This is a genomic window from Pseudomonas sp. W2Oct36 (assembly GCF_041060465.1).
GTDB lineage: Bacteria > Pseudomonadota > Gammaproteobacteria > Pseudomonadales > Pseudomonadaceae > Aquipseudomonas > Aquipseudomonas graminis_B.
Window position 1 is genome coordinate 73452 of record NZ_JAUERW010000017.1, and the last position, 23953, is coordinate 97404.

24 protein-coding genes are annotated in these 23953 nt (G+C 62.8%); 7 read left to right on the top strand and 17 right to left on the bottom strand.

Annotated features, from left to right (window positions below; translation table 11 throughout):
- The 13 genes from pstB to cydP all read right to left on the bottom strand — a co-directional run bounded on the left by pstB (nucleotide 1) and on the right by cydP (nucleotide 11841).
- On the bottom strand, nucleotides 1-780 hold the full coding sequence (gene pstB, locus QWI18_RS19995) for a phosphate ABC transporter ATP-binding protein PstB (RefSeq protein WP_065988537.1): 780 nt from the start codon (nucleotides 778-780) through the stop codon (nucleotides 1-3).
- On the bottom strand, nucleotides 780-1658 hold the full coding sequence (pstA, locus tag QWI18_RS20000; RefSeq protein ID WP_065988538.1) for a phosphate ABC transporter permease PstA: 879 nt from the start codon (nucleotides 1656-1658) through the stop codon (nucleotides 780-782). The genes pstB and pstA overlap by 1 nt, the downstream gene beginning before the upstream one ends.
- Nucleotides 1655-2650, bottom strand: a complete 996-nt coding sequence (gene pstC / locus QWI18_RS20005; RefSeq protein WP_065988539.1) for a phosphate ABC transporter permease subunit PstC — start codon at nucleotides 2648-2650, stop codon at nucleotides 1655-1657. The genes pstA and pstC overlap by 4 nt, the downstream gene beginning before the upstream one ends.
- Nucleotides 2651-2720: 70 nt before the next feature.
- Nucleotides 2721-3740 carry a phosphate ABC transporter substrate-binding protein PstS gene (pstS, locus tag QWI18_RS20010; protein WP_192130204.1) on the bottom strand — a complete coding sequence of 340 codons (1020 nt, stop codon included), beginning with the start codon at nucleotides 3738-3740 and terminating at the stop codon, nucleotides 2721-2723.
- A 412-nt stretch (nucleotides 3741-4152) separates the two neighbouring features.
- Nucleotides 4153-5043 (bottom strand): class A beta-lactamase, encoded by an 891-nt coding sequence (gene bla, locus QWI18_RS20015; RefSeq protein WP_369319674.1) that lies wholly within the window; start codon nucleotides 5041-5043, stop codon nucleotides 4153-4155.
- A gap of 177 nt (nucleotides 5044-5220) precedes the next feature.
- Entirely contained in the window at nucleotides 5221-5424 is a 204-nt protein-coding gene (locus QWI18_RS20020) for a hypothetical protein (RefSeq protein WP_192130202.1), read from the bottom strand.
- 29 nt (nucleotides 5425-5453) lie between these two features.
- Nucleotides 5454-7511: a pyridoxamine 5'-phosphate oxidase family protein gene (locus QWI18_RS20025; RefSeq protein ID WP_192130201.1), complete on the bottom strand. Its 2058-nt coding sequence runs from the start codon at nucleotides 7509-7511 to the stop codon at nucleotides 5454-5456.
- Nucleotides 7512-7539: 28 nt separating this feature from the next.
- Nucleotides 7540-8163 (bottom strand): glutathione S-transferase family protein, encoded by a 624-nt coding sequence (locus tag QWI18_RS20030; RefSeq protein ID WP_192130200.1) that lies wholly within the window; start codon nucleotides 8161-8163, stop codon nucleotides 7540-7542.
- A 304-nt stretch (nucleotides 8164-8467) separates the two neighbouring features.
- Nucleotides 8468-8770 (bottom strand): cyd operon YbgE family protein, encoded by a 303-nt coding sequence (locus tag QWI18_RS20035; RefSeq protein WP_296308818.1) that lies wholly within the window; start codon nucleotides 8768-8770, stop codon nucleotides 8468-8470.
- A complete protein-coding gene (cydX, locus tag QWI18_RS20040) occupies nucleotides 8760-8876 on the bottom strand; it encodes a cytochrome bd-I oxidase subunit CydX (RefSeq protein ID WP_296308816.1) in 117 nt (38 codons plus the stop codon). The genes QWI18_RS20035 and cydX overlap by 11 nt, the downstream gene beginning before the upstream one ends.
- A 25-nt stretch (nucleotides 8877-8901) precedes the next feature.
- Complete coding sequence (cydB, locus tag QWI18_RS20045) at nucleotides 8902-10044, bottom strand: cytochrome d ubiquinol oxidase subunit II (RefSeq protein ID WP_369319675.1); 1143 nt, start codon at nucleotides 10042-10044, stop codon at nucleotides 8902-8904.
- Between the two features lie 10 nt (nucleotides 10045-10054).
- Nucleotides 10055-11647, bottom strand: a complete 1593-nt coding sequence (locus tag QWI18_RS20050; RefSeq protein ID WP_369319676.1) for a cytochrome ubiquinol oxidase subunit I — start codon at nucleotides 11645-11647, stop codon at nucleotides 10055-10057.
- Nucleotides 11644-11841 (bottom strand): cytochrome oxidase putative small subunit CydP, encoded by a 198-nt coding sequence (gene cydP, locus QWI18_RS20055; RefSeq protein ID WP_065988549.1) that lies wholly within the window; start codon nucleotides 11839-11841, stop codon nucleotides 11644-11646. The genes QWI18_RS20050 and cydP overlap by 4 nt, the downstream gene beginning before the upstream one ends.
- 809 nt (nucleotides 11842-12650) lie before the next feature.
- On the opposite strand from cydP, the gene QWI18_RS20060 reads away from it, so the two are divergent.
- The 5 genes from QWI18_RS20060 (at nucleotide 12651) to QWI18_RS20080 (ending at nucleotide 18275) form a co-directional block, all read left to right on the top strand.
- A complete protein-coding gene (locus tag QWI18_RS20060; protein WP_369319677.1) occupies nucleotides 12651-13448 on the top strand; it encodes a substrate-binding periplasmic protein in 798 nt (265 codons plus the stop codon).
- Nucleotides 13449-13450: 2 nt separating this feature from the next.
- On the top strand, nucleotides 13451-14809 hold the full coding sequence (locus QWI18_RS20065) for a diguanylate cyclase (RefSeq protein ID WP_369319678.1): 1359 nt from the start codon (nucleotides 13451-13453) through the stop codon (nucleotides 14807-14809).
- A gap of 15 nt (nucleotides 14810-14824) precedes the next feature.
- Complete coding sequence (locus QWI18_RS20070; RefSeq protein ID WP_369319679.1) at nucleotides 14825-15565, top strand: substrate-binding periplasmic protein; 741 nt, start codon at nucleotides 14825-14827, stop codon at nucleotides 15563-15565.
- Between the two features lie 241 nt (nucleotides 15566-15806).
- Nucleotides 15807-17435, top strand: coding sequence for a phosphoethanolamine transferase (locus tag QWI18_RS20075; protein ID WP_192130504.1), 1629 nt, complete (start codon nucleotides 15807-15809; stop codon nucleotides 17433-17435).
- Between the two features lie 6 nt (nucleotides 17436-17441).
- On the top strand, nucleotides 17442-18275 hold the full coding sequence (locus tag QWI18_RS20080) for an AraC family ligand binding domain-containing protein (protein WP_369319680.1): 834 nt from the start codon (nucleotides 17442-17444) through the stop codon (nucleotides 18273-18275).
- A 28-nt stretch (nucleotides 18276-18303) separates the two neighbouring features.
- Here the strand turns inward: QWI18_RS20080 and QWI18_RS20085 are convergent, their stop codons facing one another.
- The 3 genes from QWI18_RS20085 to QWI18_RS20095 form a co-directional block, all read right to left on the bottom strand.
- Complete coding sequence (locus tag QWI18_RS20085; protein WP_192130195.1) at nucleotides 18304-18891, bottom strand: LysE family translocator; 588 nt, start codon at nucleotides 18889-18891, stop codon at nucleotides 18304-18306.
- Nucleotides 18892-18989: 98 nt separating this feature from the next.
- A complete protein-coding gene (locus tag QWI18_RS20090; RefSeq protein ID WP_369319681.1) occupies nucleotides 18990-20459 on the bottom strand; it encodes an MFS transporter in 1470 nt (489 codons plus the stop codon).
- 469 nt (nucleotides 20460-20928) lie between these two features.
- The gene (locus tag QWI18_RS20095) at nucleotides 20929-21228 is read right to left on the bottom strand and encodes a helix-turn-helix transcriptional regulator (RefSeq protein WP_065988555.1); all 300 of its coding nucleotides are present in this window, start codon (nucleotides 21226-21228) and stop codon (nucleotides 20929-20931) included.
- A gap of 216 nt (nucleotides 21229-21444) precedes the next feature.
- On the opposite strand from QWI18_RS20095, the gene QWI18_RS20100 reads away from it, so the two are divergent.
- Both QWI18_RS20100 and QWI18_RS20105 read left to right on the top strand, forming a co-directional pair.
- A complete protein-coding gene (locus tag QWI18_RS20100; RefSeq protein WP_296306938.1) occupies nucleotides 21445-22926 on the top strand; it encodes a nucleobase:cation symporter-2 family protein in 1482 nt (493 codons plus the stop codon).
- A gap of 42 nt (nucleotides 22927-22968) precedes the next feature.
- On the top strand, nucleotides 22969-23451 hold the full coding sequence (locus QWI18_RS20105) for an LEA type 2 family protein (protein ID WP_369319682.1): 483 nt from the start codon (nucleotides 22969-22971) through the stop codon (nucleotides 23449-23451).
- A gap of 156 nt (nucleotides 23452-23607) precedes the next feature.
- Here the strand turns inward: QWI18_RS20105 and QWI18_RS20110 are convergent, their stop codons facing one another.
- Nucleotides 23608-23865: a hypothetical protein gene (locus tag QWI18_RS20110; RefSeq protein ID WP_065988751.1), complete on the bottom strand. Its 258-nt coding sequence runs from the start codon at nucleotides 23863-23865 to the stop codon at nucleotides 23608-23610.
- Between the last annotated feature and the right edge of the window lie 88 nt (nucleotides 23866-23953).

Below are 23953 nucleotides of genomic sequence, written 5' to 3' on the forward strand. Positions count from 1 at the left end.
TCAGCCAAAACGACCGGTGATGTAATCCTCGGTCTGGGTCTTGGATGGCTTGGTGAAGATGGTGTCAGTGTCGCCGTGTTCGATCAGTTCGCCCATGAACATGAACGCGGTGTAGTCCGAGCAGCGCGCGGCCTGTTGCATGTTGTGGGTGACGATGATCACGGTGAACTGCTCTTTGAGCTCGGTGATCAGTTGCTCGATGCGACCCGTAGAGATCGGGTCGAGGGCTGAAGTCGGTTCGTCCAGCAGCAGCACTTGCGGGCGCAGCGCGATGGTGCGGGCGATGCACAGGCGCTGTTGCTGACCACCGGATAGGCTCTGGGCGCTCTGCTTGAGCTTGTCTTTCACTTCATCCCACAACGCCGCGCCGCGCAGGGCCTGCTCGACGCGCTCTTCCATCTCGCGACGAGACAATTTCTCGTGGTGGCGCACCGCGTAGGCGATGTTGTCGTAGATCGACATCGGGAACGGCACCGGCTTCTGGAACACCATCCCGACATTGCTGCGCAGGCGGTTCATCGAGTAGCCCGGGGCGAGAATATTCTCCCCGTTGAGCATCACTTCGCCCTTGGCTTCCTGCTTCGGGTACATCGAGTAAATGCGGTTGAACACGCGCAGCAGCGTGGACTTGCCGCAGCCGGACGGGCCGATGATCGCGGTGATGCGCTTCTCCGGGATGATCATGTCGACCGACTTCAGCGAACGCTGAGTGCCGTAGTAGAAATCGAGACCGCGTACCTGGATTTTGGTTTTTTCGTCGGCGAGGGAAAGGTTGTTCATCAGGACGCCCTATTGCGCAAAAGGAGAAGACGGGAACTGAGGCTCAGTACCAGCACAAACATGGTCATAATCAAGGCGCCGGCCCAGGCCAGGGAGTGCCAGTCATCGAACGGACTCATCGCGTACTGGAAGATCACCACAGGCACGCTTGCGATCGGTTTGAGCAGGTCACTGCTCCAGAACTGGTTGCCGAAGGCGGTGAACAGCAACGGCGCGGTTTCGCCGGTGATGCGCGCCAGCGCCAGCAGGATGCCGGTCACCACGCCGGCCTTGGCCGCACGCAGGACGATCTGCAGCGTCAGCTTCCATTGCGGCACACCGAGCGCCAGTGCGGCTTCGCGCATGGTCGACGGTTGCAGCTGGAGCATTTCGTCGGTGGTCCGCACCACCACCGGGATCACCAGCAAGGCCAGGGCCAGAGCGCCGGCGATGGCGGAGAAACCCACCTGGTGGTTGGTCACGGCGCTGAGGGGCAGGATCACCGCGGTGTACACGAACAGGCCGAGCACGATCGACGGCGCCGACAGCAGAATGTCGTTAATGAAGCGCACCGCGTTGCCCAGCTTGGTATTGCGCGCAAACTCCGCCAGCCAGATACCCGCCATCAAACCAATCGGCGTGCCGATCAGCAGGCCGATGCCGGACATCAGAATGCTGCCGTAAAAGGCGTTGGCCAGACCGCCGGACGAGCCCGGTGGCGGGGTCATTTCAGTGAACAGCCGCAGGTTCAGCGCTTCGAATCCGTTGACGATCGTGGTCAGCAGAATCCACACCAGCCACAACAGGCCGAAAGCCGTCGCGGCGCAACTCAGGACCATCGCGATCCTGTTCTTGATGGCGCGTGAGCGGTACAGGTTTTCGTTATCGGCCTTACTCATAGACCCTCCTTGCGCGACAGACGAGAGAGCATCAGACGGGCGATCGCCAGCACGATGAAGGTAACCACGAACAGCAGGAAGCCCAAGGCGATCAGTGCAGAACGGTGCAGGTCGGTGTAGGCCTCGCTGAACTCGTTGGCAATCACCGAAGCAATCGAGCTGCTCGGCATCATCAGCGATGCGGAGAACTGGTGCGCGTTACCCAATACGAAGGTCACCGCCATGGTTTCACCGAGCGCACGGCCCAGACCCAGGAACACACCGCCGACCACCGCCGAGCGGGTGTAAGGCAGGACGATGTCCCAGACCACTTCCCACGTCGTGCCGCCCAGGGCGTAAGCCGACTCTTTAAGGGCGATGGGCACGCTGCGGAACACTTCGGTCATGACCGAGGTGATGAACGGGATAATCATGATCGCCAGCACGATGCCGGCGGTGAGCATGCCGATGCCCAGGGGCGGGCCTTGAAACACCGGGCCGATCAGCGGCAGCGCGCCAAGGTTGTCGTTGATCCACGGGGCCATGTACTGGGCCATGAACGGGCCGAACACGAACAGGCCCCACATGCCGTAGATGATCGAAGGAATGCCCGCCAGCAGCTCCACCGCCGAAGCGATGGGCATGCGCAACCAGGGCGGTGCGACTTCAGTCAGAAAAACCGCGATGCCGAAGCTCACCGGAACGGCGATCAGCAGGGCGAGAAAGGAGGTGACCAGCGTGCCGTAGATCGGTACCAACGCGCCGAACTTGCCGTTGACCACGTCCCATTCGGTACTGGTAAGAAATTCGAAGCCAAACGTCTTGAATGCCAGGGCACCGCCCCAGAGTGTCGAGCCGGCGATACTCGCCAGCAACAGCAGCACCAACAGAGCCGCTCCCAGCATCGTGCGCCGAAACCAGGCGTCGTGTCGGTGATCGCGGGCCGCGCGTTTTTCGCTCTCGGATATTGCATCCGGAATCACAGCGGACATGTATTGGGTGTTATCAGTCATGGTAGGTCCACTCGCAAGGAAACCCTGCCATCGAGCGCTCGGTGGCAGGGGTAAGCCGGATTACGTCGAGTTACTTGGTGAACTCGGTTTTCCAGTAGTCTTCGATCTTGCTGACCAGCGATGCAGGCAGAGGTACGTATTCCAGTTTTTCAGCGGCGCTCTGACCTTTTTCCAGGGACCATTTGAAGAAGTCGAAAGCAGCCGCGCTTTTCTCGGCGTTCTTCGGTTGCTTGTACATGATGATCCAGGTGGTCGCGGTGATCGGCCATGCCGTCTTGCCCGGCGCGTTGGTCATGATCAGGTTGAAGTCTTTGGCGTTGGCCCAGTCGGCGGTGTCGGCCGCTGCGGCAAAGGCTTTGGCGTCAGGCTTGATGAACTCGCCAGCCGAGTTTTGCAGTTGGGTGAAAGCGATATCGCTCTTGGTGGCGTAGGAGTATTCAACGTAACCGATCGAGCCCTTGATCTGTTTTACGTAAGCCGCCACACCTTCGTTGCCCTTGCCGCCCACGCCCACTGGCCATTGAACGGCGGAACCGGTGCCTGGACCGGATTTCCATGCGTCGCTGACTTTGGTCAGGTAGCTGGTGAAGTTGAAGGAAGTGCCCGAGCCGTCCGAACGGTGAACGACGGTGATGTTGGTTTCAGGCAGTTTCACGCCTTCGTTCAGTTTGACGATCGCAGGGTCGTTCCACTTGGTGATTTTGCCCTGGAAGATGTCGGCGAGGACCTGCCCGCTCAATTTCACGTCGTTGGCTTTCACGCCTTCGAGGTTGACGACCGGAACGATACCGCCGATCACGCTTGGGAATTGACCCAGACCGCCGGCCTTGAGGTCCTCCGCGGACATCGGGGCGTCGGACGCGCCGAAGTCAACGGTGGCAGCCTTGATCTGGGCGATACCGCCACCCGAACCGATCGACTGGTAGTTGACGCGATTGTCAGCAGTTTTGCTGTAGTCCTGCGACCACTGGGAGATAACCGGGAATACGAAACTCGAACCAGCGCCAGTCACATCAACGGCGTGTGCCATACCCGACAGGCACATCGAAGCCATCAGAAGCGACAGGCGTTTTTTAGTCAGCAGAATCACGGCAATACCTCAACAAGAGAATTTTGTGTGTGTGGTCACAGTTGAAGACCCGAGGCAGATTTAAAACCGGAAACATTTCTGTTTGATGACAGTCTTGAGACCGCGCGCAAAAACGGAGGCGTCTGTCAGCCATTTCTTACAGCGTGTAAATCTGAAGCGCCCGGTTTTGCTGGCCGAGGCTGCAGTTGTCTAGCGGAGGGAATTTAATATCAATGCGCCATACATCGGCGTGAGAGAAAGGCGTTTTTCGGCCATTGAGCGCAACTCGGCCGCAGCAGGCCCGGCCTAAGACCTGCCCAGCGCCGTCATCGGGCGTGGGAAGAGACGACCGGTAGGCTGCGCACGGCTGATTCATCGAAGCAATGTGTATCGAGATTTTTCGGCCCGTCCCAATCCTTTTGAAAGCCAGCCTTTACATCGCTGCGGCAAGTCGCCCGATGTCTGCCATCAGCGCGTTGATCTGATCACCGCTGGCCTTGGAACAGGTGTAATAGGCCGTGACCAGCATGGGACCCCGCTCGCCGGGCCAGATGACGGCGACGTCGTTGCTGGCATTGTTGGCCCCGGAGCCGGTTTTATCGCCCACACGCCAACTGACAGGGACCCCGGCGCGCAGCTTCTTGTCCCCGGTCTGGTTGTTCACCAGCCACGCCGTCAGCTGATCCCGCGAGGCCGGCGTCAGCTTTTCACCCAGCACCAGCGTGTTCAGTGTCTGCAACATGGCGACGGGGGTGGTGGTGTCGCGCAGGTCGTCCGGCCGGTTTTCATTCAGTTCGGGCTCACGGCGGTCGAGGCGGGTCTGCGTGTCCCCCATTGACCGCAACCAGGCGGTCAACCCTTCGGGACCGCCCACGCTGTCGAGCAGCAGGTTGGCCGCGGTGTTGTCGCTCAGCGTCATCGCCGCCTCGCACAGCGAACCCACGCTCAGCCCCTGCCCGCCCGCATGCAGCTCGGTGGTCGGCGAATACGCCACCAGTTGCTCGGCGGAATAGACGATGCGCCGCGACAGGTCTTCGTGCTTTTGGTCGACCCGCGCCAGCACGCAGGCGGCGGCCAGGCATTTGAAGGTGCTGCACAGGGCAAAGCGTTCATCGCCGCGATGGATGATCAGGCGCTGGCTGGAGGTGTCCAGAATGGCGACACCCAGGCGGCCGCCGTGGCGACGTTCGAGTTCGGCAAGTTGCTGCGCAATGGCCAGGTCGGAAGACGGCCCGGCGCGACGCTCGGCAGCCAGTGAGGAAAGGCTCAACAACGTGGGCACGGCCAGCAACGACGCGCCGATGAGGGTTCTGCGGGTGATCAAGATGAACGTCCTTGTGAAGGGCAACGAGGCCGCACGGATCATGGCACTCACCCCGATGGGATGAGTCGCCGGTGAGCCGCTGCGAACGGTGAGCAAACCGGCGCACATCATCCGACCAGACGCGGCTTCATTTCAACCGTTGGCAGCGCAAACGTCCTGTTTGCCCCACCGTTGCCATTATCGCGGCCGGTCGAATCCCGACACCGACCGCACCCACATGAACAGCCGCAGGGTCGCCGGGTTGTCGATGGGCTCGTGGTTTTCTGCAAGCTCGCCGGCCAGGGACGCCAGCGACTGCGGCAACAACCAGGAAATCTCCTGCTCGGTGGCCTGATAGGGCATCGGGGTTTCATCGTTCTCGATCGCTGGCCATGGGTTCATCGCCGTCTCTCCCGCACACGCATGGGTGGTTACAGATCGAGCACCAACGGCCCTGAAGCCGGGACTGCGCAGCAGATCAGCACGTGGTCCGCCGCCGGCCTTTCAGCGGGCGGAACCGGGTAATGCACCTGGCCACTGACGAGCCGGGTCTTGCAGGTGCCACAGGATCCAACGCGGCAGCTGAATTCCGGGTTCAGACCGCGGCTCTCGGCCAGTTCCAGCAAGCTGCCACCGCCGGGCCGCCAGCGTGCTTCCTTGGCAGAACGTTCGAACACCACCGGCACCGCTTCTGTCGCAGCGGGCGGTTGCTCAAAGGCGATCGCCTGGGAATCGCCGCTGCGCTTGAGGCTGGACGGGCCGAAGGTCTCGGCATGAATGCGCTCATCGCGAATGTGCATGCCGCGCAGGCCGTCGTAGATCTCTTGGGTAAATGCCGCCGGCCCGCACACATAGAAATCAAAATCGTCGAACGGCAGCAGTGCCTTGAGCAGACCGAGGTCGATGCGGCCGGTCAGGTGAAAATCTTCACCCACACGCGCCGACGTTTCCGGCTGGCTCAGCACGCGGATCACGGTCAACTGATCGCCGGCCTTCGCAATGAGTGTGTCCACTTCTTCGCGAAACGCCAGGTCGACCAGACGACGGGCACTCTGGATGAACCAGGTCGCCCGCCCTACCCGCACCCGTTTGCCTTCGTAGATGACTTCTCGCAGCATCGACAGCATGGGCGTGACGCCAATGCCCGCACCCAGCAGCACCAGCGGCCGGCGCTCTTGCGGGTCCACCACGAAACGGCCCTGGGGTGCCCGCGCCTCAAGCAGATCGCCGACCTTCACCTGATCATGCAGATACGCCGAGGCGAGCCCGTCGCGCTTGACGCTGATGCGGAAACATCCGTCGGACGGCGCGCTGGACAGGCTGTAGGTGCGAATTACCGGCGGCGTATGGCCTTCAAGCGCCAGGCGCAGCGGCAGGTGCTGACCGGCCTTGAACGCGGGCAAACCGGCGCCGTCGGCAGGCTCGAAATAGAACGAACGAATGCCGTCACTTTCGTCCTCGATCTGCGTCACCCGCAGGGGCCGCCATTGATCGCGCAGGGCATCGGCCTGCAAACGGGCGGCGGTTTGCTGCCAGTCGCCGGTCATCAGGCTGTTCGGCGACCACCCCTGAAAGGCCCAGCGTGAGCGCAACGCCGCCGGCCGACGCACCACCTGCTCCACCCGCACTTGCCAGAGCCGTTCGGCGCCCTGGAACGCCGCGATTTCCGGCCCTTCGAGCACCAGCGTGACAGTGCCTGCCACTTGCAACAGCTCGCCGGTCTGGAAATCAACGAACAGCAGACCGGCCTTGGGATTGAGCTGGAAGTTGCCCAGCGTGTTGAAAAACAGGTTGCCGGCGAAGTCCGGAATGGTCAGCACATCGCCGTCCACCCGCACGAACCCGGTCTGGCCGCCGCGGTGGGACACGTCCACCGATCGATGGGGCTGCGCGCCTTCAAGGTCGACATAGCTGGCGACGAAGAACGTGTCAGCACCACGAATGGTGGCGATGGCGGCGTCATCCAGCGCGGTCAATCGCTGCACAGGGGGACGCTCCGCCACAGCTTTGAGCGGCACCTGCTTCAATGCCCGCAGCTGAATGTACTGCGGACAATTGCCATACGAGTGCTCGACGCTCACGGAAAAACCGTTTTCCCACACGTCGCGGATGTGCCCGTTGAGGCGGTTGCGACGGCGGGAGTGCAGGTCGATACCGAGCATGCCCACCGCCGCCCCCGGCGCGAATCCGTCGCCGGCCGGGTCTTCGGCGTCGGGACGTCGGGCGATGTCCAGACGCCTGGCATCGGGTGATTGGATGAAACCCGACTGGGCGTCCAGCAGGCTCGCCCACGGCCAGCCTTCAGGGTCCACGGCGCCAATGATCAGGTACGGCAAGTGCTCGTAGAACTCACGGTGCTGATCGGGCATGTAGTCACGAATGACGCGCTTGCCCAAGGTTTCCATGCGCTCTGCAACGCCGACCTTGGCCTGCAGAGCGCGCTCGCCGGAATGCCATGGCGATGCCGTTTCAGTGCGAATCTCGTTCATGGCGCGAACTCCCTGGCATCACGGAGGGTTACTTGACCAGGCCTACTGCCGTGCGCGGCATGGGCGTGAAGCCCGGCAGCTTCTCGATGCGCGCGAGCCATGCCTGCACGTTGCCGTAGTCGTCCAGCGAGACGTTGCCCTCCGGCGCGTGGGCGATGTAGCTGTAGGCGGCGACATCGGCGATGGTGGCGTGATCGGTGGCGAGAAAATCGCGGCCACTCAGGTGCTGATCGATGACCAAGAGCGTCTCGCGGGCCCGCTGGATCGTGTCCTGGGGATCGAAACCGGCACCGAACACGGTGATCAGACGCGCCCGCGCCGGGCCCAGATAAATCGCGCCGGAGGCGGCAGACAACCAGCGCTGCACCTGCGCCGCGCCCTCGGGATCATTCGGCAGCCAGCGGCCCGAGGGGTCGTACTTCTTCGCCAGGTACACCAGGATCGCCGTGGAATCGGCGACGATGACCCCGTTGTCGTCAATCACCGGCACTTGGCCGAAGGCGTTGATAGCGAGGAATTCCGGCTTCCGCTGCTCGCCCTTGGCCAGGTCGACGAACTGAATGTTCGGTGCAAGACCCAGCAGCGACAACATCAACTCGGCGCGATGGGAGTGGCCGGACAGCGGGAAGTGATAGAGGGTGATGGCGGTCATGGGTGGGCTCCTGAGCAAGGTTCGACTCAGCGCGGGGCGGCGGTGCCGCCGTGGTTGTGCCGCGCTGGTGAAACCGATAGTGGGCCCGACCGCCGGATTGGGGAATCACCAGAAAAGGCAATCCACTGTTTCACTGGGTGAAATGCTGAGGACGACATCGTGTTGCTGTGCCGGCGCGCGGGGCTGACCACCCTCTATAGGCGCCATTCAGAAATATCCCCGGCCTGCCGAGCGCGGTTGCCCCGTTGATCGCGCACAGCCGGCCGGGGGAAACGGCCGAGGTTACTTCTACCTCACAAAGGGCTCACAGCCACTGCCGTGCCGTCAGCCACATTCCATAACCCACGGCCATCAGCGCCCAGGCCAGCAGCGGGTGAAACATCACCCGCCAGGCCAACGCCCGCGGCTCGAAACCGACGCCGTGGACGAACCCTCCGGCCACGCCCCACATGATCAGCATCAGCAGGCCGTGGGAATAATGGCCGTTGGCGTCAAGCATCGACGCGGGGTGAATCAGCAGCACCAGGCTCAGGGGCACGGCCATCAAGACGGACAATGTCCGGCCGACGGCGTGCCTGAAGGGCGCGTTCAGCGCTTCAGCGGTCACGGCCGCTCTCCAGCGCGTCGGCGTCGGATGACTCCAGCCACAGCGCGTTGATGATGCCGAAGCTGCAGGCCAGCAACACGCCGAGAATCCAGGCGAAATACCACATGATTGTCTCTCCTCTAAAACGCGGGTCAGTACAGGCCGTGGGGGTTGCGATCGATGTGCGCGGTGGTGACCTTGCCCCACATTTTGGCGTAGCACCACAGCGTGTAGCAGAGGATCAACGGCACGAAGATCGCCGCCGCGATCAGCATGATCATCAGGGTTTTATGGCTGGACACGGCGTCCCACACGGTCAGGCTCGACGCCGGGTCCAGGCTCGACGGCATGACGAACGGGAACAGCGCAAAGCCTGCCGTGCACAACGCGCCGACGATCGCCAGGCTGCTGCCGAGGAACGCCGTTCTGCCCTGCCCCGCACTGGCGCCGAGCAAGGCCAGCAAGCCACCGAAAATGCCCAGCAGCGGCGCGATCACCGTCAGCGGGTGCTGCTGATAATTCGCCATCCAGCCGTGGTTGCTGGCCGTCACGGTTTTCGCCAGCGGGTTGAGCGCAGCGCCCGCATCGAACGCCGAGGTGATCGCCAGGCCCTGAATGCCGCCCAGCAACAGCCACGCGCCGGCGCCGATGAACGACAGCAAAAACAACAGCGACAGCCACTGGGCCGCACGCCGGGAGCGTCGGGCAATGGCGCCTTCGGTGCGCATCATCAGCCAGCTGCCGCCGTGCAGGCCGAGCATGCTCAGGCTGACCACCCCGGCCAGCAAGCCGAACGGGCTCAGCAGCTGCCAGAAGTTGCCGTGATAACTGGAGCGCAAGGTCTCGTCGAACTGGAACGGCACTCCCAGCAACAGGTTGCCGAACGCCACGCCGAAGACCAGCGACGGCACCACGCCACCGACGAACAGGCCCCAGTCCCAGCTCTGCCGCCAGCGGGTGTTTTCCAGTTTGCTGCGGTAGTCGAAACCCACCGGGCGCACGAACAGCGCAAACAGCACCAGCAGCAGCGCCCAGTACAAGCCCGAGAACGCAGCCGCGTACACCAGTGGCCAGGCCGCGAACAGCGCGCCGCCGGCGGTGATCAGCCAGACCTGATTGCCATCCCAGTGCGGGGCGATGGTGTTGATGACCACGCGCCGCTCGGTGTCGCTGCGCCCGACGTAAGGCATCAGCATCGCTGCGCCCAGGTCGAAGCCATCGGTGAGGGCGAAGCCGATCAGCAGCACGCCGACCAGCACCCACCAGATCATTTTCAGTGTCTCGTAATCGAACATCGGGGATTCCTCAGGCCAGGGCCGGTTGTCTGGCGTCAGCAGCGTTGCCCTGCGCGCCTTGCTCGAAATGGTAGCGACCGGTGTGCAGGCTGCTCGGGCCGAGTCGGGCGAACTTGATCATCAGGTACATCTCGATGATCAGCAGGACGGTGTAGAAGCCGACCAGCGCCACAATCGAGCCGATTACATCCGCCGCCGACAGAGTCGAGGCCGAGAGGTGCACGGGCAGCACTTCACCGATGGACCAGGGCTGACGGCCGTGCTCGGCGACCCACCAGCCGGTCTGGGTGGCAATCCACGGCAGCGGCAGGCTGAACACCGCCCACTTGAGCAGCCAGCGCTTGCGGGTCTCGTTCTTGCGCGCCGAGGCCCAGAAGGCACAGGCGAACAGCAGCAGCATGAGCATCCCGCTGAGCACCATCACGCGGAAGGTCCAGAAGATCGACGCCACCTGGGGGATCGAATCCAGCGCGGCCTGCTTGATCTGCTGCTCGTTGGCGTCGACGACCTTGTCGGTGTACTTCTTCAGCAACAGGGCGTAGCCGAGGTCTTTCTTCACCCCATTGAAGGCGTCGAGGGTCTGCTCACTCTTGTCGCCGCCGCGCAGCTGGCCGAGCAGGTCGTAGGCAGTCATGCCGTTACGGATGCGGCCTTCGTGTTCGCGGACCAGGTCCTTGATGCCGGTGACCTGTTTATCCACCGAGCGGGTGGCGATGATGCCCATCACGTAGGGAATCTTGACGGCGTAATCGGTGCGCTGCTCGGCCTGGTTGGGCAGGCCGAACAAGGTGAACGCCGCCGGAGCCGGTTCGGTGTCCCATTCGGCTTCGATGGCGGCCAGCTTGGTCTTCTGTACGTCGCCGATTTCGTAGCCGGATTCGTCACCCAGCACGATCACCGACAGGATCGAAGCCAGGCCGAATGCCGAGGCGATGGCGAACGAACGCCGGGCGAAGGCGATGTCGCGGCCCTTGAGCAAATACCAGCTGGAAATCGCCAGGACGAAGATCGCGCCGGTGACGTATCCGGAGGCCACGGTGTGGACGAATTTGACCTGGGCGACGGGGTTGAACAGCAGGTCGCTGAAGCTGGTGAGTTCCATGCGCATGGTGGTGAAGTTGAACTCGGCGCCGACCGGGTTCTGCATCCAGCCGTTGGCGATGAGGATCCACAGCGCCGACAGGTTGGAGCCGATCGCCACCAGCCAGGTGACGCTCAGGTGCTGGACGCGGGTCAGGCGGTCCCAGCCGAAGAAGAACAGGCCGATGAAGGTCGATTCGAGGAAGAACGCCATCATGCCTTCGATGGCCAGTGGCGCGCCGAAGATGTCGCCGACGTAGTGGCTGTAGTAGGCCCAGTTGGTGCCGAACTGGAATTCCATGGTCAGGCCGGTGGTGACGCCGAGGGCGAAGTTGATGCCGAACAGTTTGCCCCAGAACTGGGTCATGTCTTTGTAGATCGGCTTGCCGGTCATGACGTAGACCGATTCCATGATGGCGAGCAGGAAGGTCATGCCGAGGGTCAGCGGGACGAACAGGAAGTGGTACAGCGCGGTCATCGCGAACTGCAGCCGGGAGAGGTCGACGACTGATTCCGATATCATTTTGGGTTTTTCTCAGAGGGTGCGGGTGGGGTGCTCAGCAGGTGCAGGCCGGCTTGCACGCCGTCGTCCTTGACTTCGACCGGGGCGTCGAACCAGACGCTGCGGATGCCCATGAGCAGGACGAGTTTGATCAGGAGGATCAGACTGATGTCTTTGGCCAGGGGGTGTTTGAGGAAGTCGAAGGGGCCGGGCATGTTGAGGACTCGTCGGGGTGCGGGGTATTTTTCCTACAGGGCCTTGGTGCACCTTTGATCCAGGTCAAGGAAGCGCGTTTACTCCGGTGTGGCAGAACGCCACAGTCATTTAAAAGCATCTGCCTGGGGGCAGATTGTTTCGCCTTCGGCGAGTTACTTGGAAAAGCACCCCAAGTAACCAAGGGTGCTTGCTCCTGGTTGGGCCCTTCGTTCCTCAGGGTTCCCTCACTCCGGTCTCGCTCCGTGGACCCGCTGCCATCCGCCATCCATGGCGGGGGGCAGAGCTCTCGCCGCATCCCTGCCGCTCGGCCCACTCCGCGTCGTCTGCGTTCGGCCTGCACCCAAGTCGCGTTTGGCGGTGACTCGACCTTTTGTGTACGAAGATCAAAAGCAGATCAAAGGCAGATCAAAAGCTTCCCGGCTGAAGCCGGTCCTACGCACGCGACGCCCTGGTAGGACCGGCTTCAGCCGGGAAGAGGCCGTTCAGGGCAATGGGAATCGGGGGTTGGCGCGGGACTGCCAAGGGGACGGGACTGCCAAGGGGACTGATTTATTTACAGCGCTTCACCGTAAATTAATCTGTCCCCGACTCCCCGTGGCCAAAACCGGCCTGGGCCGACCACCGCCGGTAGGGCGAAGCAACTAAACCGACCGCCACCGCCTCCCCTGTTAGGATGAACGGCAGGATGCCGTCTCAAGTGGCGGATTATTCAGCCGATATTCCGGTGTGCAAGGCAGTCGGTGACGGTTGCGCCGGTGTGTTCACGGCCCGGAATCTGTCGCTTTTGCACCCCATGAGGTAGTTATCGATGACACTCCATTCGCTCATTCACACACTGGGCAGCGCACTCTGTGTGGCGCTGTTGCTGTGCGTGGGGTCTGGCGCGTCGGGGGCTGAATCGATTAACTCGAATGCGCCTGGGGTCGAGATCCATGTCGTGACCGAAGAGCTTGCGCCCTACAACATGACCCGCGACGGGGTGCTCACCGGTATGAGCACCGAGGTGGTTCAGGCGGTGCTGAAGGAGGTCAATGTGCAGGCCCCCATTCAGTCCATGCCCTGGGCGCGGGCTTACGATCTGGCGCTGCACACCCCCAATGTGCTGATCTACTCCATCACCCGCACCGCCGAGCGCGAGCGGCTGTTCAAGTGGGTCGGGACCATTGCCGCGTCGCGCTGGTTTCTGTATTCGTCCGCCCGCCATCCCGTCACGCTGTTGAGCCTGGACGACGCCCGGGGCTGGCAGACCGCAACCGTCAATGAAGACGTTGGCGAGCAGTACCTGATGGCGCGCAGATTCGAGATCGGTCATCAGCTGCAATCGAGCAACCGCTACGAATTCAATTACCAGAAACTGCAGACCGGCCACGTCGACCTGTGGATTTCCGACGAGCTCAACGCTTACTACCTGGCCCGGCAGGTCGGCGATGACCCCGCGCGGACCCTGGTGCAATCCCTGCGCATTAAAGAGCTGGAGGAAGCCGGCGGGTTCAACATGGCGTTCAGCGCCGGAACGCCCGACGCCACGGTGCAGCTGTTTCAGAAAGGCCTGAACACCCTTCGCGCCAATGGCACCTACGACGCCATCGTGCGCAAGTGGCAGTGAGCATGCAGAGCGAAACGCCTTCCGATCCACCCGGCGCACCACACCCGCCCCCGCGCAGCGGACAGCGCACCGGTTCGCTGGCGCGGCGTCTGGTGCTGGCGACGCTGGCGTTCTGCGTGCTGTTCACGGCGGCGACGGTGCTGGTGCGCACCTGGTTCGCCTGGAACACCAACCTGACGAACATGAACGCCGAGCTGACCCTGATCGATCAGGTGTTCCAGGGCACGCTGTCCAAGGCCGTATGGGAGATGGATGATCAGGCGCTGCAGACCCAGATCGACAGCGTGGCCACGGCGGCGCCGGTGGGCCGGGTCCAGCTGAAGATCCTGCGGCCCGGCCGCGCCCCGGAAATTCTGGAGCGCCAGCACCCAGGCCACACCGGCTCGATCCGCGCCCCGACGCTGCATCGGCAGTTGACCATCGCCCCCTACCCCGGCGCCCGCGAAGTGGTCGGCGAGCTGACCATCGAAGGCGACGAAAGCCTGCTGTGGAAACGCCTGTGGAAAGAAGTCGCGGTCATCATGGTCACCCAGATCATCCAGTCCCTGGCGCTCGCCGGGCTGATCATGGGCATGTTCAACCGCTCGGTGACCCTGCACGTGCGGCGCATTGCCCGGCACCTCGAACACCTGACGCCGCTCAACCTGAAGACGCATCTGACCCTGGACCGTTGCGGCAAGGGGGGTGACGAACTCGACCTCCTCGAAGCGGGCGTCAATGACCTGCAGGACAAACTGGCCGCGCACCTGGAGCGTCAGGCCCATGACGAAATCGCCCTGGCCGCCAGCCGCGACCAACTCGCCGAACTGGTCGAGCAGCGCACCGCACAGCTCAAGGCCGCGAACACGCGACTGGAAGCCCTGACCCGCTTCGACCCGCTCACGGGCCTTGCCAACCGCCGCCATTTCGACGAGCTCAAGGAGCTGGAATTCAACCGCGCGTTGCGTCATCGCCACCCGCTGTCGGTGCTGATGTGCGACATCGATTTCTTCAAGCGTTACAACGACACCTACGGCCATGCCAGGGGCGATCAGTGCCTGCGCGATGTGGCGCTGGCCATGAGCGCGCTGTTCTCGCGTTCCGGCGAACTGGTGGCGCGGCTCGGCGGTGAAGAATTCGCCGTGCTGCTGCCGGGCCAGGATGATCAACAGGCGCTGGCCTCGGCCGATCGCCTGCGCGGCCTGCTGGCCCGGCAACAACTGGTGCACAGCGCTTCACCGGTCTCGCCTTTCGTGACCCTGAGCATCGGCGTGGCCGAGCTCGATCCGGCGAACATGGAGCACTTCGATCAACTGCTGCAGAGTGCCGACCGGGCGCTGTACCGGGCGAAAAGCCAGGGCCGGGACCGCTGTGTGATCTGAACCGAGAGGAATGACATGGGAAATAATCAATGCCAGCGCAGCGTTCTGGCCGCTTTCCTGATGCTGTTCGTGGGTCTGAACGCCAGCGCCACGACGCTGCAAGTGGTCACCGAAGACTCCTCGTACAGCGCACTTGAGGGCGACAAGGTGGTCGGGGTCGCCAGTGAAGTGGTCGAGATGACCCTCGCCAAGGCGGGCATCAGCGACTACCACATGGCGCTCTATCCCTGGGCGCGGGCCTATGACATCGCCCGGCTCGAAGCGAACGTGCTGATCTACCCGATGATTCGCAACAGCGCACGTGAGGCGCTGTTCAAGTGGGTCGGCGAGCTGGAACACGTCACACCGTCGTTTTACAAACTCCGCGAGCGCCGGGATGTGGTCGTCAACGCCCTGGAGGACGCCAGCCACTACACCGTCGGGGTCGTGCGTGACGATTCGCGGCAGCAGTACCTGGAGGGCAAGGGTTTCAACAGGATGGTGGTCTCGCCCAATAATCTGGACAACCTGCGCAAACTGATCAGCGGCCAGGTCGAGCTGATTCCCATGCCCGAGCGCGAAGCGCGGGAGCAGTGTGCCGATCTGCAGATCGCGTTCGAGGACCTTGAAAGCGTCTACACACTCGACGAACTGTCCAAAGGTCTGTACGTGGCCCTCAGCGCCAGCACGCCGGACGAAACGGTCCAGCGAATCGCCGCTGCATTTGCCCGGCTCAAGCAGGAAGGCACGGTCGACAAGGTGATCGCGGGGCAGTAGTTGCAGGCCACCGCGAGCGCATTACCGCCTGGGCAACCTGTATTCAGGCCCCGAAAGCCGCTGCCTCGGACATTTCACAAAGCCTTCACAATCGTTTTGGAAAACTCCGCGCGATCTGTCCCCGCCTCCCCCTTCCAGCAGCCATCGACTCGCGCTGCGGACGTCTCGGCACCCCGGATGGAGCGGCCTGGTGAACCCGCACACCCGGCACTGCGCGGCCCCTTATACGGAACTGAATTCGATGGTCAAACCGGTCACGTCCACCCGTCTGGTGATGCTGTTTTCCCTGTGTCTGGTGGTGTTTTACAACCTGGCGACTTGGCGCGCACTGGTTGATCTGGCGCAGCTGCAAGGCGTCAAAGCCATCGCGTTCTATGCCTCGTTTGCCTTCCTGTTGTGGGCCGCGATCACCCTGCTGCTGACGCCCTTCTCCTTCCGCCCGACGCTCAAACCGGTGCTCAGCCTGGTCGCGCTGTGCTCGGCCGCCGCCGCCTATTTCATGAACACCTACGGCATCAGCATCGACACGACGATGATGCAGAACGTGCTCGAAACCAATCCTGGCGAGGCCGAGGCCCTGTTGAGCGGCACGCTGCTTTTCTACCTGGGCCTGCTGGGCGTGCTGCCGATTGCACTGATCTGGTGGCTGCCGGTGACCTATCGCCCCGTGCTGCCCGGGCTGGTCAACAAGGTGCTGGTGTGCGTTGGCTGTGTGCTGGTGATCGCTGCCGCCGTCGGGCCCTTCTACTCGACCTACGCGCCGATCTTTCGCGATGAAGACAAGCTCACCCACTTCATCAATCCGACCAACTACCTCTACGCCATCGGCAAGCTGACCAAGCAGACCGTGGCCATCAAAGAGACCCTGAACATCCAGACCGTCGGCGCCGACGCCGCCCTCAGCCCGCAAGCGCAACAGCGGCCGAAAAAAAGCCTGATGATCTTCGTCGTCGGCGAAACGGCCCGGGCCGACCACTTCTCCCTCAACGGTTACGGGCGGGAAACCAACCCGGAACTGAAGCAGCAGGACATTCTCAATTTCACCCACGTGGCCTCGTGCGGCACCTCCACTGCCGTGTCAGTGCCGTGCCTGTTTTCGAAGTTTCCGCGCACCGATTACAGCGACAAGAAGGGCAAGACCTACGAGGGTCTGCTGGACATGCTTCAGCGCGCCGGCCTGAAGGTGCTGTGGCTGGACAACAACAGCGATTGCAAGGGCACCTGCCTGCGGGTGCCCCACAGTGACATTCCGAAAAACCAGCCGAGCCCGTTCTGCGACGGCCAGAACTGCCTCGACGAATCGCTGCTGGTGGGTTTGCAGGACTACATCGACTCGCTTCAGGGCAACGCCATCATCGTCCTCCACTCCGATGGCAGCCACGGTCCGGAATACTACGACCGCTACCCCAAAAGCCTTGAGCGCTTCACCCCCGTTTGCCACACCAATCAGCTGGGCAGTTGCACGTCCGACGAGCTGAAAAACGTCTACGACAACACCATTCTTTACACCGACCATTTCCTGTCGCAGACCATCGAGTTGCTCAAGCGCAATCAGGACAAGGTCGATGCGTCGATGATCTATGTCTCGGACCACGGTGAGTCACTCGGTGAAAACGGCATCTACCTGCACGCCGCGCCCTACGCCATCGCTCCGACGGCCCAGACCCACGTGCCGATGGTGATGTGGTTCGGCCACTCGACCCTGGAAGACGCCAGCGTCGATCGCAGCTGCCTGGCCGCCAAGCAAGACCAGCCGGACTTGAGCCATGACTACCTGTTTCATTCGGTGCTAGGCTTGCTCGGCGTCACCACCACCGAATACCAGCCGGCGCTGGACCTCTTTCACAGCTGCAAACGCGACAAGGGATGAGTTGAAATGACCTGCCAGAACCCGTTGAAACGTCTTGATCAACCGGTGTTCTGGCGGGACGCTCAGTTGCCTTTCATCGAGGCGCGGTCCATTGATGACGGCCGCAAGGTCTGCTATTCCCGTCACGCCCACGACGTGTTTTCCATCGGCGCAATCACCGCCGGGCAAAGCACCTATCTGCACGAGAAAACCACCCAGACCATCACCACCGGCACCGTTGTGGTGATGAACCCCGGCGAGGTCCATGCCTGCAACCCTATCGACGATCAGCCGTGGTCCTACCTGATGCTGTACGTCAACGCCCAGTGGCTGGGGGCGCTTCAGCGCGATTGCGGGGTCAGCAACGGCGGCGTGTTTCGAGGATATCCGGCCACCCATTGTCGTGACCCGCTGTTGTTCAACGGGCTGCTGGAGCTGCACCGGCGGCTGGTGGATGCGCAGCTGGACACGCTGGCAAAAGAGGAGGCCGCTGTGAGGTTTTTCACCCTGGTCGAACAGCGCCTGGGCGGCTCGACATTGACGCCCAAACGGGCCAATCCCAAGGTCGAACGTGCGGCGCGTTACATTGATGCGCATTATCTGCAGCCGATCCGGCTGGAGGACCTGTGCGCGGTGGCGAATCTGTCCGAGGCCTACCTGATTCGTGCGTTCGAGCAGCATTACCACATGACCCCGCACGCCTGGCTGGTCAACCGGCGCATCCAGCACGGCCAGGCGCAATTGCGCAGCGGCGAGCCCATCGCCGACATCGCGCAGCAGAGCGGTTTTGCTGATCAGGCGCACTTTCAGCGGGCGTTCAAAAAGCATCTGGCGGCAACGCCGGGTCAGTACAAGCCCTGATCAGCGGTTGCTGCTCGCAAGGGAGGGCTCAGACGTAAAACAGCGACACCGCGCAGCCTGCCAACAGCGCCGCCATGCTGCGGTTGAACACGCGAATGCGCCCAGGGCTGCGCAAGTAAGGGCCGAGAAAAGCGCCAGCGTAGGCCCAGCAGCCCACTGACAGGTAGCACACGACGAAGTAAATCAGCGCAAACAGACCGATCAGTCGCGCTTCGCCATCGGCCACGAATGCGCCCATTCCCGCCACCGCCGCCAGCCACGCTTTCGGGTTCAGCCACTGCATCGCCGCGCCATGGAAAAACGACGGCTCGCGGGTCGGTCTGGTGACGTCGAGGCGGCCGTCGTCCATCGCCAGCTTCCACGCCAGATAGAGCAGAAACGCCACCCCGGCCCAGCGAATGATGTCGGTCAGCATCGGGTAGCGCTGCAGCACTTCATGCAGGCCGAACCCGGTGAACATCAGCAGCACGACGAACCCCACCGTCGCGCCGAGCACGTGGCGCAAGCTGGGGATCAAGCCGAACTGCGCGCCCGAACTGAGCGCCACGACATTCACAGGGCCCGGCGATATCGACGCCGCCAGCGCGAACGCCGCCATGGACATCATCAGGTTCATTGCACGTCTCCCACCTTATTGACTGTGGGTTGAGTGTACGAAGGGTGCACGAGCGGGCGATTGAACAAAACTGACCAATCGCCGACAGCCTGCCGGGGTCAGTCGTGGGCCTGGGACAACGGCCGCGCCACTTCTTCGAGGGATTTACCCTCGGAGGCCACGCCCCAGATCGCCTGCACCACGGCGGCCAGCACCATCAGCGCGGCGCCAATCAGGTAGCCGAAAAACACCGGGCCCCGCTCATGGGTGTCGATCAGCTGGCCGAACAGCGTCGGGCCGACAATGCCGCCCAGCGCCGTGCCGAACGCATAGAACACGGCGATGGCCAGCGCGCGGATCTCCAGCGGAAAGGTTTCGGCGACGGTGAGATACGCCGAACTAGCCGCTGCCGAGGCGAAGAAGAAAATGATCATCCAGGCGATGGCCTGCTGCGTGACATCCAGAACGCCCTGCTGGAACAGATAGCCGCTAATGGTCAGCAGGACCCCGGACACGGCGTAGGTCAGGCTGATCATCACCCGCCGACCGACCACATCGAACAGCCGGCCCAGCAGCAAGGGCCCGCAGAAATTGCCCAACGCCAGCGGCAGCACGTACCAGCCGATCGAGGCGGACGGCACTTGGTAGAACTCGGTGAGCACCAGCGCGTAGGTGAAGAAAATCGCGTTGTAAAAGAACGCCTGGGCGGTCAGCAACGTCAGGCCCACCAAGGCGCGACGGCGGTAGGTGTTGAACAGCGTATGGAAAATCTCTTTCAGCGGCGTGTGGTCCCTCGCGTGCAGACGCAAGGGCGGGCCCGTTGGCGCTGACAGGTCATGGCCCTGGCGACGCAGGCGTTCTTCGATGCCTTCCACGATCACCCTCGCCTCCTCGCCCTGACCATGGATCAGCAACCAGCGCGGGCTTTCCGGCAGCCACAGGCGCATCAGCAGAATGATCAGGCCGAGCACCGCGCCGATGCCGAAACACAGGCGCCAGCCCATGTCCGCGCCGACCCACGGGGCGTCCAGCAGCACGATGGAGCCGACCGCGCCCAGGGCCGCGCCGATCCAGAAGGTGCCGTTGATGGTCAGGTCGACCCAGCCGCGAAACCGTGCCGGCGTGAACTCCTGGATGGTCGAGTTGATCGCCGTGTACTCGCCGCCGATGCCCATCCCGGTGAGAAAGCGGAACAGCAGGAAACTCCAGAGGCTGAAGGAAAACGCCGTGGCGGCGGTGGCGGTGATGTACAGCGCGAGGGTGATGAAGAACAGCTTGCGCCGGCCCAGACGGTCGGTCAGCCAGCCAAAGAACAACGCCCCCAGCACCGCGCCGCAGATGTAGGCGCCGCCGGCCAGACCGATGTCGGCGTTGGTCAGGTGCAGGACGGGGCTGTCTTTCAACGCCCCGGACACCGAGCCCGCCAGCGTCACTTCGAGCCCGTCGAGCAGCCAGGTGATGCCCAGCGCGAAGACCAGCAACGTGTGAAAGCGCCCCCACGGCAGACGATCGAGCCGGGCCGGGAGATCCGTTTCGAACACCTCCCCTTTGCTGTCTGCCGCTCCTGCCTGCACGCCGCTGATCGCCATGACTCGTCCCCGTGGATCGGAAGTGATCTGTGGGTTCAGAGTTCGCGGGGGACGTGGGAGTTCAGCGGGGTGTTGCCCGGTATCTTCGGCACGCCACCGAACCTGTGGGACCGAGCCTGCTCAGGAAGGGGCCGGAGCAGTCAGCTACTTTCTTCGGTGAGTGAGAGCAGCCTTCGCGAGCAAGCTCGCTCCCACAGGATCGCGGCCGGCTCGGTGGAGAGTGTGGCAGAGCGAGTGGCAAAGAGAGTGGCAGAGGGGACTGATTTATTTACAGCGCTTCATCGTAGATGAATCTGTCCCCGGCTGGACTCAACATTGAGGCCGCCGGTACTGGCGCCTTCCCGGCTGAAGCCGGTCCTACAGTCAATGCCAATCCTGCTGGATGCATGCGATGCCATCGCAGGACCGGCTTTAGCCGGGAAGGGGCCAGTGCGGGCGCTGACATTCGATCGGTACCAAGCGGCACACGCTAGATCTGCATCAACTGCTGGGCGTAGGCGTGGAGGACCTCTCGCTGAATCATGAAGCTGGCGTATTTGCCCTCGCGCAGGGTGGCGATGAGGCCGGCGCGCTCGAGCTCTTTGGTGTGGTGGGAAACGGTAGCGGCGCTGACCGGATTGACCTTCAGCACCTCGGCGCAGGGCAGCGCCTGTTCGCTGTTGCCAATCTGAACCAGTATCCGGAAGCGGCGGCTGTCAGCCAGCGCCCGGGCTATCAATGCGATTTGCGACTCACTCAACGGAAACTGCTGTGCCGTGCTCTCGATCATCGTGACGCCTCAGTAAAAACCTCCTTGTCCAGAGATACTGCGGAATAAACCGACAGGCTAATGACGGTGGGCACTGGCGGTCAATACTATGGAGGCTCACGGCAAAAGATGGTTCAGCGCCGTGAGGATTTGCCGGCGAACAACTCGACGCTGCCCGCAGACCTGCGTAGCGTTTTCTGGCATCCTGCGCGCCCTTTTCCCCTGCGATCGACCGCCATGCCTGCACCCTCCGACCTCATCTACGGGCTTGAAGACCGGCCGCATTTCACCGCCGCGATCTTCGCGGCGTTGCAGCACGTGCTGGCCAGTTTCGTCGGCATCATCACCCCCACCCTCATCGTTGGCGGCGTGCTCGGGCTCGACAGCGAAGTGCCCTACCTGATCAGCATGGCGCTGTTCGTCTCCGGGCTGGGCACCTTCGTTCAGGCCAAACGCTTCGGCCCGATCGGCTCAGGGCTGCTGTGCCTGCAGGGCACCAGCTTTTCCTTCCTCAGCGTGATTCTCAGCGCCGGGTTTATGGTCAAGAGCCGCGGCGGCGGCACCGACGAAATCCTTTCGACGATCTTCGGCGTGTGCTTTTGCGCCGCGTTCGTCGAGGTGGTCCTCAGCCAGTTCATCGGGAAGTTGCGCAAGCTGATCACCCCGGTGGTCACCGGCACGATCATTACCTTGATGGGCCTGTCGTTATTGAAGGTGGCGATGACCGACATGGCCGGCGGCTTCGGCGCCAGCGATTTGGGCTCGGCGGCGAACATGGGCCTGGCCGGTCTGGTGCTGATCACCATCGTGGTGCTCAACCGGTTCAATATTCCGTTACTGCGCCTGAGCGCGATCATCATCGCCCTGACCCTTGGCTTCGCGGTCGCCTGGCTTATGGGTCGGGTGGATTTCGCGCAGATGCCTCAGGTGCCGGTGATGAGCCTTCCGGTGCCGTTCAAATACGGGTTTTCCTTCGACCTGCTGGCGTTCATCCCGATCGCGGTGATCTTTCTCGTGTCGCCGCTGGAGGCCGCCGGAGACCTCACCGCCAATTCGATGATTTCCCGGCAGCCGGTGAGCGGACCGGTGTACATCCGCCGGATCAAATCAGGGCTGCTGGCGGACGGCCTGAATTCGGCGCTGGCCGCGACCTTCAACAGCCTGCCCATGGTGACCTTCGCGCAGAACAACGGGGTTATTCAGCTGACCGGTGTGGCAAGCCGCTACGTGGCGTTTTTCATTGCCGGGATTCTGGTGCTGCTGGGCCTGTTTCCGATCATCGGCGCCGTGCTGCAACTGATGCCGAAGCCGGTGCTGGGTGGTGCGACCCTGATCATGTTCGGCACGGTCGCGGTGGCGGGGATCAAGATCCTGTCGGAGGCCGGCCTGCATCGGCGCAATATGCTGATCGTGGCGATTTCCCTGGGCATGGGCCTGGGCGTCGCTGCCGTGCCGGAAGTCTTGCGCGAGCTGCCCAAGGCGCTGCACAACATTTTCGAATCGCCCATCACCGTCGGCGCGTTCTGCGCGATCATCCTCAATATCTTTCTGCCGGAGGAGTACCAGGAGCCGGAGCTGACTGAGTTCGACCCGGAAGCCGCGACCTTGAAGGTGCTGCAGGACCCGCCCCCCGGCTCTCGCGCAGACCTTGGCGCAGAACCTGCCGGAGAACCTCTTGGGGCCCGCGAGGTCGCACAGTTGAATCGTCAGGACGTTTGAAGGGGCGTGTTGCGCCCCAGCTGCCTGCCACGGGAGTCACCGATGCCGCTACGCCCGATCCGCACCCTCCTCGCCGGCCTGGCCATGGTTCTGGCACTGAGTGCCTGCGCGCTGTTTCCCAACCGCGACCCGCTGAACATCAACGTGGTGGGCATCGATCCCCTGCCCGGCCAGGATCTGGAAATTCGCTTCGCCGTGAAGCTGCGCCTGCAGAACCCCAATGACACCGACATCCTGTACGACGGCGTGGCGCTGAATCTGGACGTCAACGGTCGCTTGCTGGCGTCTGGCGTCAGCGATCAGAAAGGTACGATCGGGCGGTTCTCCGAAGGCGTGCTGACGGTCCCGGTCACCGTTTCAGCCTTTGCCGCCTTGCGCCAGGCGGTGGGCCTCGCCGATCAGCAGCGCCTCGACAACCTGCCCTACGAACTGCACGGCAAGCTGGCTGGCGGGCTGTTCGGCACGATGCGCTTTGAGGACAGCGGCACGCTGAGCCTGCCGAAACCGGCCAGCGGCAGTTGGTGATGGCGGACTGCGTGACCGGCTTTACGCTTTTAGTGGGACCTGCTTTAGCCGGGAAGGCGTGAGGCACCACACCGGAAAAACGCGCAAAAATCGACGTCGCCAGGACTGGCCTCTTCCCGGCTGAAGCCGGTCCCACAATGGGCGGGATCGAATGCCTCAGCCCCGCGCCGCTGCCACCTGACGATTGACCTCGGCGCGCACCATGTTGGCGTACTCCGGCGGCGACATGGCGTCGAGTTCGCCGCGCACCCACTCCGACCATTTGCCCTTGCGCTTGGCCCGCTCGCCCATCAGCCGGGCGGCGTCAGCCTTGGCCTTGCCCAGATTGCTCTGCCACAGATCGAACAGGCGAGACTTTTCGTCCTCGATGGCGGCGCGTTCCGGAAGGGTTTTGTTGGCCAGGTTGTAGCTCATGGTATGTACCTCGATGTGCAAAACGAAACGCATAAACGGAGCCGGTGGCCGGCTCGAAAAACGTCAGCATCTTACACCCGCGGACGGT